This is a genomic window from Rhodoblastus acidophilus, from assembly GCF_900187365.1.
Taxonomy (GTDB): Bacteria; Pseudomonadota; Alphaproteobacteria; order Rhizobiales; family Beijerinckiaceae; genus Rhodoblastus; species Rhodoblastus acidophilus.
In genome coordinates this window covers 1-15819 of the sequence record NZ_FYDG01000002.1, presented here as the reverse complement: position 1 = coordinate 15819, position 15819 = coordinate 1, and the positions used below count along the sequence as shown (strand labels likewise).

The 15819-nt window shown below is 67.5% G+C and carries 14 protein-coding genes and 1 tRNA gene; 13 read left to right on the top strand and 2 right to left on the bottom strand.

Annotated elements, in window-relative coordinates; translation table 11 throughout:
- Positions 1-10 precede the first annotated feature (10 nt).
- The 3 genes from CFB24_RS05325 (at position 11) to CFB24_RS05315 (ending at position 4576) form a co-directional block, all read left to right on the top strand.
- Entirely contained in the window at positions 11-2215 is a 2205-nt protein-coding gene (locus CFB24_RS05325; protein WP_244593104.1) for an ATP-binding protein, read from the top strand.
- An 80-nt stretch (positions 2216-2295) separates the two neighbouring features.
- Positions 2296-2907 (top strand): SOUL family heme-binding protein, encoded by a 612-nt coding sequence (locus tag CFB24_RS05320; RefSeq protein WP_088519566.1) that lies wholly within the window; start codon positions 2296-2298, stop codon positions 2905-2907.
- A gap of 121 nt (positions 2908-3028) precedes the next feature.
- Positions 3029-4576 carry an OmpA family protein gene (locus CFB24_RS05315; protein WP_088519565.1) on the top strand — a complete coding sequence of 516 codons (1548 nt, stop codon included), beginning with the start codon at positions 3029-3031 and terminating at the stop codon, positions 4574-4576.
- Positions 4577-4589: 13 nt separating this feature from the next.
- Here the strand turns inward: CFB24_RS05315 and CFB24_RS05310 are convergent, their stop codons facing one another.
- Complete coding sequence (locus CFB24_RS05310; RefSeq protein ID WP_088519564.1) at positions 4590-5435, bottom strand: pirin family protein; 846 nt, start codon at positions 5433-5435, stop codon at positions 4590-4592.
- 80 nt (positions 5436-5515) lie between these two features.
- Positions 5516-5854 (bottom strand): ArsR/SmtB family transcription factor, encoded by a 339-nt coding sequence (locus CFB24_RS05305; RefSeq protein ID WP_088519563.1) that lies wholly within the window; start codon positions 5852-5854, stop codon positions 5516-5518.
- A 174-nt stretch (positions 5855-6028) separates the two neighbouring features.
- Between CFB24_RS05305 and CFB24_RS05300 the strand changes: the two genes are divergently transcribed.
- The 10 genes from CFB24_RS05300 to CFB24_RS05255 form a co-directional block, all read left to right on the top strand.
- The gene (locus tag CFB24_RS05300; RefSeq protein ID WP_088519562.1) at positions 6029-8365 is read left to right on the top strand and encodes a Tex family protein; all 2337 of its coding nucleotides are present in this window, start codon (positions 6029-6031) and stop codon (positions 8363-8365) included.
- 148 nt (positions 8366-8513) lie between these two features.
- Positions 8514-9521, top strand: a complete 1008-nt coding sequence (locus tag CFB24_RS05295; RefSeq protein WP_088519561.1) for a lysylphosphatidylglycerol synthase domain-containing protein — start codon at positions 8514-8516, stop codon at positions 9519-9521.
- On the top strand, positions 9514-10101 hold the full coding sequence (locus tag CFB24_RS05290; protein ID WP_088519560.1) for an ABC transporter substrate-binding protein: 588 nt from the start codon (positions 9514-9516) through the stop codon (positions 10099-10101). The genes CFB24_RS05295 and CFB24_RS05290 overlap by 8 nt, the downstream gene beginning before the upstream one ends.
- Positions 10102-10112: 11 nt before the next feature.
- Positions 10113-11336 carry a bacteriohopanetetrol glucosamine biosynthesis glycosyltransferase HpnI gene (hpnI, locus tag CFB24_RS05285; RefSeq protein WP_088519559.1) on the top strand — a complete coding sequence of 408 codons (1224 nt, stop codon included), beginning with the start codon at positions 10113-10115 and terminating at the stop codon, positions 11334-11336.
- A gap of 123 nt (positions 11337-11459) precedes the next feature.
- Positions 11460-11867, top strand: coding sequence for a peptide-methionine (R)-S-oxide reductase MsrB (gene msrB / locus CFB24_RS05280; protein WP_088519558.1), 408 nt, complete (start codon positions 11460-11462; stop codon positions 11865-11867).
- Between the two features lie 98 nt (positions 11868-11965).
- A complete protein-coding gene (gene panD, locus CFB24_RS05275) occupies positions 11966-12415 on the top strand; it encodes an aspartate 1-decarboxylase (RefSeq protein WP_088519557.1) in 450 nt (149 codons plus the stop codon).
- A 131-nt stretch (positions 12416-12546) separates the two neighbouring features.
- Positions 12547-13809 carry a phosphoglycerate dehydrogenase gene (serA, locus tag CFB24_RS05270; protein WP_088520080.1) on the top strand — a complete coding sequence of 421 codons (1263 nt, stop codon included), beginning with the start codon at positions 12547-12549 and terminating at the stop codon, positions 13807-13809.
- 142 nt (positions 13810-13951) lie between these two features.
- Positions 13952-14026, top strand: a tRNA-Gln gene (locus tag CFB24_RS05265).
- A gap of 127 nt (positions 14027-14153) precedes the next feature.
- Positions 14154-15485 (top strand): DUF6538 domain-containing protein, encoded by a 1332-nt coding sequence (locus tag CFB24_RS05260; protein WP_088519556.1) that lies wholly within the window; start codon positions 14154-14156, stop codon positions 15483-15485.
- On the top strand, positions 15482-15819 hold a 338-nt coding region (locus CFB24_RS05255), incomplete at its 3' end, for a hypothetical protein (protein ID WP_141098359.1). The genes CFB24_RS05260 and CFB24_RS05255, both read left to right, overlap by 4 nt.

Here is a 15819-nt window from a genome sequence, read left to right as displayed (position 1 = left end):
ACCCGTGGCGATGCCGCGGTTCGAGCCGCGCCCGTACGAGGAGCGCGAGGTGATGCGCAACCGCTTCGGCCTCGCCGCCATCGCCCTGGTCGCGGCGTTCGCGGCCGATTTTTTGGCGCCCGGCTGCGCGGAGGAGACGCGAGCTTTTTTGCGCGCGGGTTTGCCGATTCTGCTGGCGCATCTCGCCGGCTCGGCGGCGCTGGCGGCGCATATCGGCTGGCGCCCCGCCTTCAGCGCGCCGCGCCTGGCGCTGGCCCTGTCGCTGGACGGGTTGGCGATCACCGCCGCCATGATCGTGGGCGGCGGGGCCTCCGCCTATCTGTTCCCATTGTTTTCGTGGATGATTCTCGGCGCCGGGGCGCGGTTCGGCGCGGCTTTTCTGGGCTTGACGGTGGGGCTGGCCTCGCTCGGCTTCGCGCTGGTGGTCGCGGTCACGCCGTTCTGGCGCGCTCATGCGCCGCTGGCGGTCAGCCTGATGCTGTCGCTGGTGGTTCTGCCGCTCTATGGCGCGGTTCTGCTGCGCGAAATCGCCGCCGGGCGCGCGGCGGCCGAGCGCGCCAACCAGGCCAAGACCCTGTTTCTGGCCAGCGTCAGCCATGAGTTGCGCACGCCGTTGACGGCGATCGTCGGCCTGACCGGCCTGCTGCAGCGCAGCCGGCTCGACAGCGAGCAGAGCGGCATGGTGCGGACGCTGTCCGACGCGGCGCAGACGCTGCTGCGGCAGGTCGAGCATCTGTTGTCCGGCGCCAGCGACGAGATCGGCGCCGCCGCGCGCGAGGAGACCGTCGATCTTTTCGCCCTGCTGGTCCGGCTGCGCAACCTGCTGGCGGTCGAGGCCGACGCCAAGGGCGTGCGCCTGGGCCTGACGATCGAAGCCGGCGCGCCGCGCCATATTCGCGGCGACCTGCGCCATCTGCAGGAGATTTTGCAGAATGTCGCGGCCAATGCGGTCAAATTCACCAGCGCGGGCGCGGTGGCGATTCGGCTCGGCGCGCGGCGCGGGCCGGACGGGCTGTGGGTCGAGGTCGAGGTGCGCGACACCGGCCCGGGCGTCGCGCCGGAGGCGCGGGACCGCATTTTCGAGCCGTTCCGGCAGGGCGACCCGAGCGTGCGCGAAAAATTCGGCGGCGCCGGCCTCGGCCTCGCCATCGTGCGCCGCAGGCTGGAGGCCATGGGCGGCGCCATCGCGCTCGACAGCCGCCCCGGCGAGGGCGCGGCGTTCCGCCTGCGCTGGCCGGCGGTCGAAGTGGAGGCGGGCGCCGCCGAGGCCGACGCGTCGAACGCGCCGCCGTGCCTGTCGCTGAGCCAGGGCGCCGATATTCTGGCCGTGGCGCGCCGTCACGCCCTGGCGGTTCTGGCCTGCGGCGACGACGCGGCGGCGCTTTCGCGCGGCCGGCGGGTCGCCGCCGAACTCGCCGGCCTGTGCGGGGCGGCGCCCCGGCGCGGCCTAAAAATCCTGCTGGCGGAGGACAATGCCGTCAACGGCCGCGTGCTGGCGAAGCTGCTGGCCGGCGCCGGCCATGAGGCGCGGGTGGTCGGCGACGGCGAGGCCGCCTTGCTGGCGATGTTGCGCGAAAAGTTCGACGTGGTTCTGCTCGACGTCAACATGCCGCGCCTTGGCGGGGTGGAGACGGCGCGCATTTACGCCGCCGCGGGCGGCGGCGCGGCGATGCTGGCGCTGACCGCCGACGACAGCGCCGAAATCCGGCGCCGCTGCCGCGCCGCGGGCATGGTCGATTGCCTGTGCAAGCCGATTGCGCCGGAAGCCCTAGCCGCCGCCGTCGCAATGGCCAGCGCGGGCCGCCGGTCCGAAGCCCAGGGCGTGGGCGAGAGTGAAGACGCCGCCGCGCCGCGCGGCGCCGAGCTGGAGGCGGCGGCGATGGACGCGGCGACCCTGGCCGCGCTCGGCCGGCTCGGCGGCGCGGAATTTTTGCGCGAATTGCTGGTGCAATTCGCCGGCGACGCCGCCCGGCTGGTCGAGGAGCTGCAGGAAAGTCTGGCGCGGGGCGATATGTCGTCGCTGCTGCGGCAGGCGCATGCGCTGGAAAGCATGGCCGGCAATATGGGCGCCGCCGCTTTGGTGAAGCTGTGCCGCGCCTGGCGGGCGATGAACGAGAAAAAGCTCGCTCTGTCGGCGGCGCGCGAAAGCGGACGGCTGCGGCGGCGCTGGCGGATGACGCTCGACGCGGTGGGGCGGGCGCTGGCGCAGGCCTGAGCGGCGTTGGGCTTGAACGCGCGCCGTTCGGAACCAAATCTTGCTGGAGCGCTTTTTCGCCGCAGCGACAGGAGGCGGCCTTGCAGGCGATTCCCTATTACGGCGTGCTGGCGATCGAATCGCTTTTCAATGTGGTCGGCGTGCGTCTTTACGAGGAGCCGCGCTACGCCGTCGTCGATCGGATCGACGATGTCGAAATCCGCCGCTATGTCCCCCGCGTGGCGGCCACGGTCGATTTTTCCACGCGCTTTCTCGACCGTGGCGCGGCGTTCAAGCTGCTGTTCGACTATATCGCCGGCGCCAACGCCAAGGCCGACCGCATCGCCATGACCGCCCCGGTCGCCGTCGGTCCGGCGGATCTGGTCGGCGAGCGCATCGCCATGACCGCGCCGGTGTGGCGCTCCGAACGGCAAATGGCGTTCTTCCTGCCGGCCTCTTACGAATTGTCCACCGCTCCGACGCCGCGGGACGCGCGGGTCAAGCTGGAGGCGGTCCCGGCGCAGACCCTTGCGGTTTTGCGCTTCACCGGGATGGGCGGCGTCGCCTGGCTGCGCCAGCGGCAGTTGCATTCGAAGCTGGTCCGGTCGAAATGGAAGGTGGCGGGCGAGCCCTTCATGTTCTATTACGACGCCCCGTTCACCGTTCCCTTCCTGCGGCGCAACGAGGCCGCCGTTCCGGTCGAGGCGCGCTGACGCGCGCCAGCGGCGGCGCCGAAATCCTCCGCCGATCCGGCCGGCGTCTTAATCACGCCGCAATGATGAGGGATCGCCATGCGGGCGCGAACGCGGTCGCAAGGGATATCAAAGCGATAGCATGACTGGATCAGAGGAATTGCCCGCTCGGGACCCGACGCAGGCGCCGGATGACGCCGCCCGCGTCCCGGCGCCAGGGCCTGCCCAAACCCCGGCCCAAATCCCGGCCCAAGCCCCGGGTCATGCCCAGGCTCAGCCGCAAGCGCCGCGCGCGCGTCTGCATCAGGCGGCGGCGATCGCGCTGAGCGAAGCCCTGCGGCGGGCCGAAGTCGCCAATCATCAGCAATTGGCGCAGGAGATCGCGCCGCTGCTGGTGGACGTCATCGGCGGGGAAATCGAGGCGGAGCCGGCCTTGCTGGCCCGCGCCGCCGCGCTCCGTCCCGTGCCGGGCGCCGTGCGGCGGATTTGGGGCGAGGCGAGCCGTCCGCCGGACAAGGATGCGCCGCCCAAGCCGAAACTGAACCGGATTCTGGCGCTGGAGAAACCCGGCTTCGCCGTGATCGCCTCCTGGCGCCAGGAGGGGCTGGCGGTCGAGCCGACCTCGACGCTGGTGGCCGCGATCAAGCAGTTTTCGTCGCGCGATATCCATCCGCCCGCCGAATTGCGGGTGATGAATTTTCATGGCGGCCGCGTGCTGATGCGCGCGTCGCCGCGCCTGATCCTGGCGGCGCAGTTTTCGGCGGAGCCGAATCCGCAGGACAGGGCGCGGCTGGACGCCGCGTTCAAGAACCTGATCAAGAACGAAAAACCCACGGACGCCGATCTCGCGGGCGTGGTGGGGCGCCTGAAGGGGGCCGAAGGGCTGCGACTCACCCCCGCGCGCGTCGCGATTGCGGCGGCGGCGCTGCTGGCGTTGGGCGCGGCGCTGTTTGGAATTTTGCGCGAGGGGCCGGAGGCGCGTCTGCAACGGCTTGCCGCCGCCGCCCAGGCGGCGCAGCCGGCGTTGGCGAGCTTGCCGCTGCGCGTTTCGTTCGATCGCGACGCCCATGTCGCCCTCCTCTCCGGTCTGGCCCCCGCCGACGCCGACCTCGACGCCTTCGTCCGCGCCTTGCCGGACGCGACGCCTTATCGCTGGGAGCTGCGGATGGCGCGGATCGGCGGCGGGGATGGCGAAACCCGATTGTCGCAGCGGATGGAGGAGATGGCGGCGGAGATGCGCGCCGACCGGCAGCGGTTGGCGGCGCTCGCCGACCGCCTCGACCGGGCCGAGAAATGGCAGGCCGACCGGACGGCGGAGGCGGAGACGCCGCGCGCGCGTCTGGAACGTCTGACGCGCGACGTTGTCATTCTGTTTCTTGACGAGGACCATTTCCTCGATCCCGATCAGGCCCGGCGCCAGATCGCCGAGATCGCCGCGCTGCTGAAGGCGACCGACAGCCGGTTGCGGGTGGTCGGCTACAGCGACTCCCATGGCCCCCCGCCGAAAAACCTCGCTCTGTCGCGGGCGCGGGCCGATGTGGTGAGAAACCTGCTGGTCGATCACGGGATCGAGCCGCAGCGGCTGATCGCGGTGGGGCGCGCCGATCACGCGCCCATCGCCGCCGAAAACAGCGCGGACCGCCGGCGCAACCGGCGCGTCACTTTTGAAGCGCTGGACGCGGCCGATTGAAGATGTGGACGGGCTAGAATTCGCCGGCCTGATAGTCGGCGTAAGCCTGCCGCAGTTCTTCGCGCGTGGTCATCACGAACGGGCCGCTCCAGGCGACCGGCTCGCGCAACGGGCGCGCCGCCAGCAGCAGCGCCTTCGCCCCATTCGCGCCCGCTGTGAGCCGCGCCGTGCGGCCGGGTCCGAGCGTCGCCAGCGTCAGCCCGCGCAAGGCGACGGGGCCGCGCGCGCCGGGCGCCTCGGCCTCGCCTTCGTAGAGCACGAAAAAGCCCTGGTGGGTTTCGGGCAGGTCATGGGCGAAGACGGCGCCGGGCGCGAGCGCGATATCGAAATAAACGGCGTCGACATGCGGCGCCCTCACCGGGCCTTCGACGCCGTCCGCCGCGCCGGCGATCAGCTTGACGGTCGCGCCCGCGCGCGAAACCTCGGGAATTTGCGCGGCCTTGAACTCCTGATAGGCCGGGGCCGCCATTTTCTCGGCCTGGGGAAGATTGATCCAGAGCTGGAAGCCGCGCATAAGACCTTCGGTCTGTTCCGGCATTTCCGAATGGATCAGCCCGCGCCCCGCCTTCATCCATTGCACGTCGCCGGCTTCGATCACGCCGGAATGGCCGTGATTGTCGAAATGCCGCATTTTCCCGGCCAGCATGTAGGTGACGGTCTCAAATCCCCGGTGGGGATGGTCGGGGAAGCCGCCGAGATAGTCGCTGGCGCGCTCCGAGCCGAAAAAATCCAGCATCAGGAAAGGGTCGAGCGGCGGCTGGGCCTGCGAGCCGACCAGCCGGATCATGCGGACGCCGTCGCCGTCCGACGTCGCCTCGCCGTGGGACAGGGATAGGATTTTGCGGACAGTCGCGCTCATGAAAACTCCTTCAGCGCGAAGAGATCGTGCGTCCGGCGAATTTCACAAGGCGGAGCGGCGCGCGTTTGCGCTCTTGCAAGTCAGCCGCGCGGGCAAAACGTTTCGTAGAGCACGCCGATCAGCCGCTCGACCCGGATGTCGGCCAGCGCATAGCGGATGCTCTGGCCGTCGCGGGTGGCGCTCACCAGCCCATCTTTGCGCAGCAGGGCGAGATGTTGCGACACAAGGCTCTGCCGCGCCGCCAGCCGGTCCGTGATTTCTCCGACCGTGGCTTCGCCATCCGCCAGCATGCACAGGATTCGCAGCCGAACGGGATTGGCCAGGGATTTCAGGAATTCGCTCGCCTGGTCCGCCGCCACGCCCAGCGCGGCCGGATCGGTGATCGCGGGTTTGTCGTCGTTCTTGGTTAAGCGCGCCATGCCCGAAATTCCGCTAGTCGACAGGTCTTGTCAATTACGCGCCTCGCCGTCGGGGGCGCATCCGCGCCTTTTCCACAACGCCGGTTTTGACCCCGTCGTCGGCGGGGGGTAAAAGCGCCCCCCCATCAGCAAGCTTTCGCGTCGGACCCCCCAGCCAAGGATCGAGGCCGTCTCATGAACGCCATCAACCGCCGAATCGCTCAGGAACTGCAGGTCGCCGAGGGTCAGGTTGCGGCGGCCGTCGATTTGCTCGACGCCGGCTCGACCGTGCCCTTCATCGCCCGCTACCGCAAGGAGGCGACCGGCGCGCTGGACGACACCCAGTTGCGCACGCTGGAAGAGCGCCTGCGTTACCTGCGCGAGCTGGAGGACCGCCGCAAGGCTGTGCTGGAGTCGATCCGTTCGCAGGACAAGCTGACGCCCGAGCTGGAGAAGCAGGTGCTGGCCGTCGACACCAAGGCGCAGCTCGAAGACATTTATCTGCCGTATAAACCCAAGCGCCGCACCAAGGCCACCATCGCCCGCGAGGCCGGGCTGGCCCCGCTTGCCGAGGGATTGCTGGCCAATCCCGCGCTCGACCCCAAGGTGGAAGCGGCCAAATTCGTTGACGAGGGCAAGGGCGTGAAAACGCCGGACGAGGCGCTGGAAGGCGCCCGCGCCATTCTGGTCGAAAAATTCACCGAAAAGGCCGAACTGGTCGGCAGTTTGCGCGAAGCGTTCTGGAACCGCGGCCGTCTCGTCTCGAAAGTGCGCGAGGGCAAGACCCAGGACGGCGCCAAATATTCGGATTATTTCGACTTTTTCGAGCCGCTGACCAAGCTGCCGTCGCATCGCATTCTCGCGCTGTTTCGCGGCGAGAAGGAGGAGATGCTCGACCTCGTGCTGGAGCCGGAGAGCGCCGCCGACATGGAGGCCAATGGCGAAAAGGCCTATGAGCAGGCCATCGCCGCCAGTTTTGGCGTCGCCGATCGCGGCCGCCCCGGCGATAAATGGCTGATGGACGCGGTGCGCTGGGCCTGGCGCACCCGGCTGAAAATCTCGCTCTCCGTGGATTTGCGCGCAAAGCTTTGGCAGACCGCCGAGGATCAGGCGGTCAAGGTGTTCGCGGGCAATCTGCGCGACCTGCTGCTGGCGGCGCCGGCGGGGCCGCGCGCCACCATGGGCCTCGACCCCGGCTTCCGCACCGGCGTCAAGGTCGCCGTGGTCGACGCCACGGGCAAGGTGGTGGACACCGGCGTGATCTATCCTCACGAGCCGCAGCGGCGTTGGAATGACGCGCTGGCCCTGCTTGGCGCCTTGTGCATGAAACATAAGGTCGAGCTGATCGCCATCGGCAATGGCACGGCCTCGCGCGAGACCGACAAGCTCGCGAGCGAACTGGTGACGAAACTGGGCGGCAAGATCACGAAAATCGTGGTGTCGGAGGCCGGCGCCTCGGTCTATTCGGCCTCGGCCTACGCCGCCAGCGAATTGCCGGGCATGGACGTCACCCTGCGCGGCGCCGTCTCCATCGCGCGCCGGTTGCAGGACCCGCTGGCGGAACTGGTGAAGATCGACCCCAAAAGCATCGGCGTCGGCCAGTACCAGCACGATCTCGCCGAGTTCAAGCTGTCGCGTTCGTTGGATGCGGTGGTGGAGGATTGCGTCAACGGCGTCGGCGTCGATCTCAACACCGCCTCGGCGCCGCTGCTGTCGCGCGTGTCGGGCCTGGGCGAATCTCTCGCCGGCAACATCGTCGCCCACCGCGACGCCAACGGCGCCTTCAAGACCCGCGCCGAGCTGAAGAAAGTGCCGCGCCTCGGCGCCAAGGCGTTCGAGCAATGCGCCGGCTTTTTGCGCATCCGGGGCGGGGACGACCCGCTCGACGCCTCCGGCGTGCATCCCGAAGCCTATCCGCTGGTGCGCAAGATTCTGGCGGCGACCAAGGCCGACATTCACGTTCTCATCGGCGATTCCAAGATTTTGCGCGGGCTGAACGCGAAAAATTTCGCCGACGAGCAATTCGGCCTGCCGACCGTCACCGACGTGCTGAAGGAATTGGAAAAGCCCGGGCGCGATCCGCGTCCCGAGTTCAAGACCGCGACGTTCAAGGAAGGCGTCGAAACCCTGTCGGACCTCAAGCCCGGCATGGTGCTGGAGGGCGTGGTGACCAATGTCGCGGCTTTCGGCGCGTTCGTCGATATTGGCGTGCATCAGGACGGGTTGGTGCATATTTCCGCCATGTCGAAAACCTTCATCAAGGACCCGCGCGAGGCCGCCAAGCCCGGCGATGTGGTCAAGGTCAAGGTTTTGGAGGTGGACGTTCCGCGCAAGCGCATCGCGCTGACCATGCGTCTCGACGACGCCTTCGACGCCAAGGCCGGACGCGGCGCGCCCTCGGGCGGCCGTCCGCAGGGCGGGCGGCAGGATTTTTCGCGTCAGGGGCAGCCGCAGGGACGGTCGAGCGCGGGCAACGCCTTCGCCGAGGCGTTCGCGCGCGCCAACGCCACGCCCCCCAAGAAGGGGCGATGAAGACGGATCGCAACGGGGACGGGCGGGCGGCGCCGGCGCGCGGGCGCCCCTGCGAAAAGCGCGACTTATTTGCATCGCGGAGGCTTTTTTTTGGGCGCCGGCGCCCCGGAGGGCTGACTTGCGAGGCGATTCCGGGTAAGGCGATCCGATGAAAAAAGCCGCAGCGTTCGGACTGTTCCTCGGTCTCCTCCTGTTCGCCGCCCTGACCTTCTACGAAGGCGCCGGCGACGTCGCGCATGCGTTCGCGCAGATCGGTCTGTTCGGCGCGCTGACGATCGCCGCGCTCCGCTTCGTTCAGACCTTTGGCGCCGGTTTCGCCTGGCGATTCCTGATCCCCAAGCCGCGTCCCGCGCCGTGGATTTTCTGCCAGCTGCGCTGGGTGCGCGAATCCATCAACAACCTGCTGCCGGTGGCGGCGGTGGGCGGCGATGTGTTCGGCGCGCGACTGCTCAAGAAACGCCGCGTCGAGGGCGGGCTGGCGGGCGCCAGCGTCATCGTCGATCTGCTGGCTCAGACGGCCACACAGGCCGCTTTCACCGTGATCGGCGTCATTCTGCTGTTTTACGCGGGGGTCGAGGCCGATCTGACGCTGGCCGCCGTGGTCGGCGCGACCGTCATGGTCCCGGCCATCGCCGGCTTCTGGCTGGCGCCGCGTCTTCTGTCGATGCCGGCGCTCGACCGTCTGGCCGAGAAGATCGAGAGCCAGACCGGATGGCCGTCCGTGGTCGGCCTGCCGGCGCTGCGCGCCGGGCTCGACGTCATCCTGCGCCACCGCTCCGGCCTCGCCCGGGCGCTGGCGATCCACATGACGATCTGGTTCATCGGCGCGCTGGAGATTTATTTCGCGCTGCATCTGCTCGGCGATCCCCGCTCCTTCGCCACCGCCGTCACCATCGAGAGCCTGGGCCATGCGGTCAAGGCGGCGGGATTCCTCATTCCCGGCGCCTGGGGCGTGCAGGAGGGCGGCTTCATCGCGCTTTGCGCCGCTTTCGGGATTGCTTCGCCCAACGCCATCGCCTTGTCGCTGATCAAGCGCATTCCCGACCTGCTGTGCGGCGCGCCCGGCCTGTTGCTGTGGCGGCGGCTGGAGGGCGAGAGCCTGTCCGCGCTGTTCTCGCGCGAAAAGCGCGCCGAGGAGGAAGCCCGAAGTGTTTGATCGCCGCGCCGTTCTTGCTTTCATCGCCGCCATTCCCGCATTCGCCGTTCCCGCCGTCGCCGCCGATGCGGACGAGGCGGTCGCCATCGTCCAGAAATTGCAGGACAGCCAGATCGACGTGCTGCGCCAGGCCGGCAAGATGAGCCTGCAGCAGCGGTTCGACGCGCTGCGCCCGGCGCTCGACGCCGCCTTCGATCTCGACGGCATGGCCAAGCTGGCCCATGGCCCCGGCTTCGATGACCTGCCCGCAGCCGACCGCGCCGAATGGGTGAAAAGTTTCGGCGATTACGTGGCCGCGACTTACGCGCAGCGGTTCGAATTCGTCGAAGCCAAGGGATTTGAACGCGACGCCAAGACGGCGCAGCGCGACGGCGCGCTGGTGGTCAGCACCCGCATGATCCCGACGTCCGGCCAGCCGATGCCGATTGATTATGTGGTCAAGGCCACGCCACAAGGTTGGCGCATTGGCGATATATTGGCGAATGGCTCGATATCCGAGTTGACGCAGTGGCGGCGCGCCCTGCGGGGCCTGTCGCTGGCGGATTTGCGCAAGCGGACGGCCAGTCTGCTGGAGCGCTGAAGGAGACGCGAATGCTGACCGTGTTGGACGGAGGCGACTTTTCTGTCGCCTCTTTGCCGGTTGTTGTGGTTTGCGTTCTGGCGTTGGTTTCCTGCCTCTACACCTTGCTGTCGATCTTCGCGGTGCGGCGGTTTCCGCGCGAGGCTCCCAAGGCCGCGCCGCGCAATGCGCCGGGCGTCACCATCCTGAAGCCGCTCTATGGCGCCGAGCCGGGCCTTTCCGATCACCTGCTCACGTTTTGCCGCCAGAGCTATGACGGCCCGGTGCAAATCCTGTTCGGGGTTCACGACGCCGCCGATCCCGCCGCGATCGTCGCGCGGCGCATCGTCGCCGCCGTGCGCGCCGGCGAGGTTGCGGGCGCGCCGGCCGGACTGACCGCCGAACTGGTGATCGATTCGGCGCGGCATGGCGGCAATGGCAAGGTCGACAATCTCATCAACCTGTCCCGGCATATCTCCGGCGATATCGTGGTGCTGGCCGACAGCGACATCATCGTCGCGCCGGATTATCTGAACCGGCTGACGGCGGCGTTGGAGCCGGAGGGCGTCGGCGCGGTCACCTGCCTTTATCGCGGCGTGGCGATGGAGGGGATCTGGTCGCGGCTGTGCGCCATGGGCGTGGATTACACCTTTCTGCCCAATGTCGCGACCGGGCTGGCGCTGAACATGGCCAAGCCCTGCGTCGGCGCCACCATCGCCCTGCGCCGCGAGGCGCTCGACCGGATCGGCGGCTTCGTTCCCTTGAAAGACCAGTTGGCCGACGATTTCGTGCTCGGCGCGCTGGTGCGCGGATTGGGGCTGAAGGTTGCGGTGGCGGATTTCGTCGTGCTGCACGCCCATCGCGAGCGCAGCTTCGCCGATCTCTGGCGGCAGGAAGTCCGCTGGGCGCGTACGATCCGCGCGCTCGATCCCGCCGGCTATTTCGGCACCATCGTCACGCACACCCTGGCCTGGGGCCTGCTGGCCGTGGTTTTAGCCGGCTTCGCCCCCGGCGCCGTGCTTCTCTTCTTCGCCGCGCTGATCTGCCGGGTGACGCTGCATGATGAGGTCGACCAGCGGTTTCCCGGGCAGGCGCGGTCGCTGGCGCTGGCGCCGGTCCGCGACGTCCTTGGGTTCCTGCTGTTCTGGGGCAGCTTTTTGCCGGGCCAGCTGCATTGGCGCGGCCAGGACTTTTCCCTGCGCGACGATGGCGTGATGGCGCCGGTCGAGGAGGAGCAGGCCGAGATCGCCCGCTAGAGTCTCGTTCGGACGCGTTTTCTTCACGCGGACCGGCCTCCGCTTCGCGTGAAAACGCTTTAAATCTTGCAGGCTGGGCAGGCATCTCCCATCTAAGGCCCAGTTCCCCGCCTGGAGATTCGAATGGCCGAAGATTTCAAGGTTTCGCGCAGCGACGCGGAATGGCGCGCCCTGCTGACGCCGGAGCAATATGAGGTGCTGCGCGGCCATGGCACGGAGCGGCCCGGCTCCTGCGCGCTCAATCATGAAAAGCGCGCCGGCGCGTTTCGTTGCGTCGGCTGCGGCCAGGAGCTGTTCCGCTCGAAGGAAAAGTTCGAGAGCGGCACGGGCTGGCCGAGCTTTTTCGATCCGCTGCCGGGGGCGGTGGAGACCAGCCGCGATACGTCCTGGGGCATGGTGCGCGTCGAGGTGCATTGCAGCGCCTGCGGCGGCCATCTCGGCCATGTCTTCGAGGACGGGCCTCCGCCCACCCATCTGCGCTACTGCATCAACGGGGTGGCGCTGGATTTCACGCCTGATTCGGAGGGGTGACGCGGCGGGAATCGCGGGCTGGCGATTCCCGCGAAAAAAAGCTATTCAGCGGGCGAGTATTTTTGGGCCTTCTCCGCCCAGACTGTCAGGACACGTCAATGCGCAAGGTTGTCGGCGCCAAGTTGCACGGAATTCACGTGACGGACGCCAATATCGACTATCACGGTTCGATCACGCTGGACCCCGATCATTGCGAGGAGGCGGGAATTCTGCCGCTCGAATTCGTGGAGATCTGGAACAAGCATTCCGGCGCCCGGATTTCGACTTATGTCATCCTGGGCGAGCGCGGCTCGCGCTGCTGCATCCTCAACGGGGCGGCGGCGCGCACCTGCCAGCCGGGCGACGCGCTGATCATCTGCTCGTCGATCTATGTGGACGCGCAGGAAATCCCCAAACTCAATCCGAAAGTGCTGGCCTTCGACCGCGACAACCGCGTGATCGACCGGCTGTCCTATCAGGTCGATTTTGACGAGCAGGGGCGCTACCGCTTCGCCATCCGCGACGAGACCGGCGCCAAACAACCCATTCCACTGAAATCCAAAGTCTGATAGGACGCGGACGCGTCGTCCCGGAAAGCGGCCTCCGGTTTCCGGAAACGTCCATGCGCGATCAGAAGCGGCCCAGCCCGTCGCGCGAAAGCCCTCCGCTTTCGCGCTTTTCCCTTTTGTGGCGGCGGTCGATGCATCAGGAGAAGAATGTGAACGCACGTCTGTCGCTTTCCAAAGACAAGATCAAAGTCCTGCTGCTCGAAGGCATCCACCAGAGCGCGGTCGAATTGTTCGAAAACGCCGGCTACACCAATGTCACCCGCCTGACCAAGGCCCTCGACGGCGACGCCCTGCGCGAGGCGCTGCATGGCGTGCACATCGTCGGCATCCGCTCGCGCACCAAGCTGACCGAGCAGGTGTTCGAAGACGCCGACCGGCTGATGGCGGTGGGCTGTTTCTGCATCGGCACCAATCAGGTCACGCTGCCGTCGGCGTCCGCGCGCGGCATTCCCGTTTTCAACGCGCCGTTCTCCAACACCCGCTCGGTGGCCGAACTCACCATCGGCGAGATCGTGATGCTGCTGCGCCGCATTCCCACGCGCTCGATGGAGTGCCACAACGGCGGCTGGGACAAGAGCGCCGTCAACAGTTTTGAGGTGCGCGGCAAGACGCTCGGCATCGTCGGCTATGGCAATATCGGCAGCCAGTTGTCCTATCTCGCCGAAGCCATGGGCATGCGGGTGGTCTATTTCGACATCATGGACAAGCTGCGCCACGGCAACACCGAGCCGACGCACACGCTGGAGGAGCTGCTGGCGCAGTCCGACGTGGTCAGCCTGCATGTGCCGGAAACGCCGCAGACCAAGAACATGATCGGCGCCGAGCAGTTCGCCGCCATGAAGAAGGGCGCCTATTTCATCAACAACGCCCGCGGCACCACGGTCGACGTCAATGCGCTGGCCGAAGCCTTGAAGAGCGGCCACCTGCTCGGCGCGGCGGTCGACACCTTCCCGAAGGAGCCGGCGGGCAATGGCGAGAAATTCGCTTCGCCGCTGCAGGGGCTGGACAATGTGCTGATCACCCCGCACATCGGCGGCTCGACCGAGGAGGCGCAGGAGCGCATCGGCGCCGAAGTGGCGCGCAAGCTGATTGACTATTCCGACATCGGCTCGACCGTCGGCGCGGTGAACTTCCCGCAGGTGCAGCTGCCGCCGCGCCCGACCGGCACGCGCTTCATGCACGTCCACCGCAATGTGCCGGGCGTGATGCGCAAGTTGATCGACGCATTCTCCAGCCGCGACCTCAACATCGCCTCGCAGTTCCTGCAGACGGACGGCCAGGTGGGTTATGTGGTGATCGAGGCCGATGGCGCTCTGGAGGTGGCCGAGCAGATCCTCGATGACATCCGTGGCATCGAGGGCACGCTGCGCGCGCGCATCATTTACGACCGCTGAGGTTATTCAGCACGCGGGCGCGGTCTCCGGGGACCGCGCCCGCGAGCGCCGGGCCGATTTCCCTTTGTGACGACGACAAAAATCGGGAAGTCGGCTTGCGAGGCGGCGGCGAGGCCATTATGGTCCAGGCCGACTCGGGTTTTGGGGCGTCGCCAAGTGGTAAGGCAGCGGATTTTGATTCCGCCATTCGTAGGTTCGAATCCTGCCGCCCCAGCCAGAGCTTTTGCTTGAACAATCGGCATAAAACCAAAGAAAATCAAAGGCTTGGGAAAAGACGCGCGGCGCATCTCTTGCCAAAATTGCGATTAACTGTGTAACAAAGTGCGCAACATTGGTGGCGCGCGATGGCTGGGTCCAAGACAGCGATTGATCGAATCTCGAAGCGGGGCGGCGTTTACTATTACGTCCGCCGCGTGCCGAAACCGTTTGCCGCTCTCGATCGTCGGGTCATCGTTCGCATCTCTCTCCACACGGGCGATCTCGCCGCTGCGCGACTGGCCGCCATTGGCGCCGAGCGCGAGCTTGAGACGCTATGGGCCTCGCTTACGGGGCAGGAGGACCGCGACGCCTGGGCGCGCTATCAGGCGGCGCTGGAGCGCGCGCGGCTGGAAGGCTTTGTCTATCGCGCTGCTCCCGACGTCGTCGCTGGTCTGCTGCCCGATCTTCTCGCGCGCTTCGAGGCGCTTGCCGATCGGCCGCACGATCGCGGCGCGCGCGAGGCGCTGCTTGGGATGGTCCCGCGCCCTGAGGTGACGCTCTCGACCGCGTTCGAACGCTACAAGGAATTGTGCAAAGGCGAAAACCTCGGCAAGCGTGAGGACCAGTTGCGTCGTTGGGAAAACGCGCGGCGGCTGTCGATCGACAATTTTCTCGCGGTGGTCGGCGAGGATAAGCGCCTGGACCAGATTACCCGCGACGACGCTCGGAAATTTCATCGCTGGTGGGTCGACCGCATCGAGGCCGAATCGTTGGGTCGCAATGCTGCGAACAAGCAGCTCGGGCAGGTGTCGCGGATCCTGCATGTCGTCGGTGACGAAATCGGGCTCAATCTCGGATCGCTGTTTTCAGGGCTGGCGCTCGATGAGCGCAAGCAGCGCCGGCCGCCGATCCCGCGCGAATTTGTCGAGGGCGTCCTGCTGGCGCCGGGCGCGCTGTCGGGGCTCAATCTTGATGCGCGCGTTGCATTGCTGCTTTGCTCGGAGACCGGCATGGGGGTTGAGGAGGTGACAAGCCTGCTACCCTCGCATATCCATCTGGATTGCGACGTGCCGTATATTTCTATTGTGGCGCGCGACGGCGCCGAGCAGAAAACCGAATATCGGCCGCGCGATCTGCCGTTGGTCGCCTCGCTCGCGATCGCGCTGCTGTCCTTCGTCGTCGCCAAATGGGCGCCGGCCTATGTCAAGGTGCTGCTGACCGACGACCTGATCAGCAAGGCGGTCAACTATGGCTTCGGCGCCGTCGAGGGCGCGGTCGCCGGCAAGACGCTGTCGCTCTCGACCACCAATCTGGTCCTGGCCGCCGCCGAACAATATGCCGTGTCGTCCGCGCCCGCGATCTCGAAGTGGCTCGGCGCCAACCTGCGCCCGCTGATCCTCGCCAAGCTCTCGGCCCTGGGCGTCGTCCCGGCTGACGCGACCGCCGAGGCCACCGGCGCGGCCGTCGCCGCGAAATGACGGACGCCGCCGCACGCCTCCAGGCCGTCGATGCGCTGGTCAAGCGGTTCGACAGCCTCAATCTGCAAAAGCTGGTCGCGGCCATAGGCGCCGCGGTCAAGCATCCGACCGCATCTGGCGTGATCGAAGCTCTGGAGGAGGGCGCGGCGGACGGCGCGGCGATTGCTGCGCTCATCCCGGGCGGGGCGGCGGTCGCCGCCGAACTCGGTCTCGCCGCGACGGTGCTGGGCCTCCTCGATGAGGCGGTCAAACTGACTGCGCTCGCGCCGGACTTCGGCGCGCGGCTCGCTTCGGCCGGCGTCCATGTGCCGGCGCTGATCGCCGTCCGCCACGG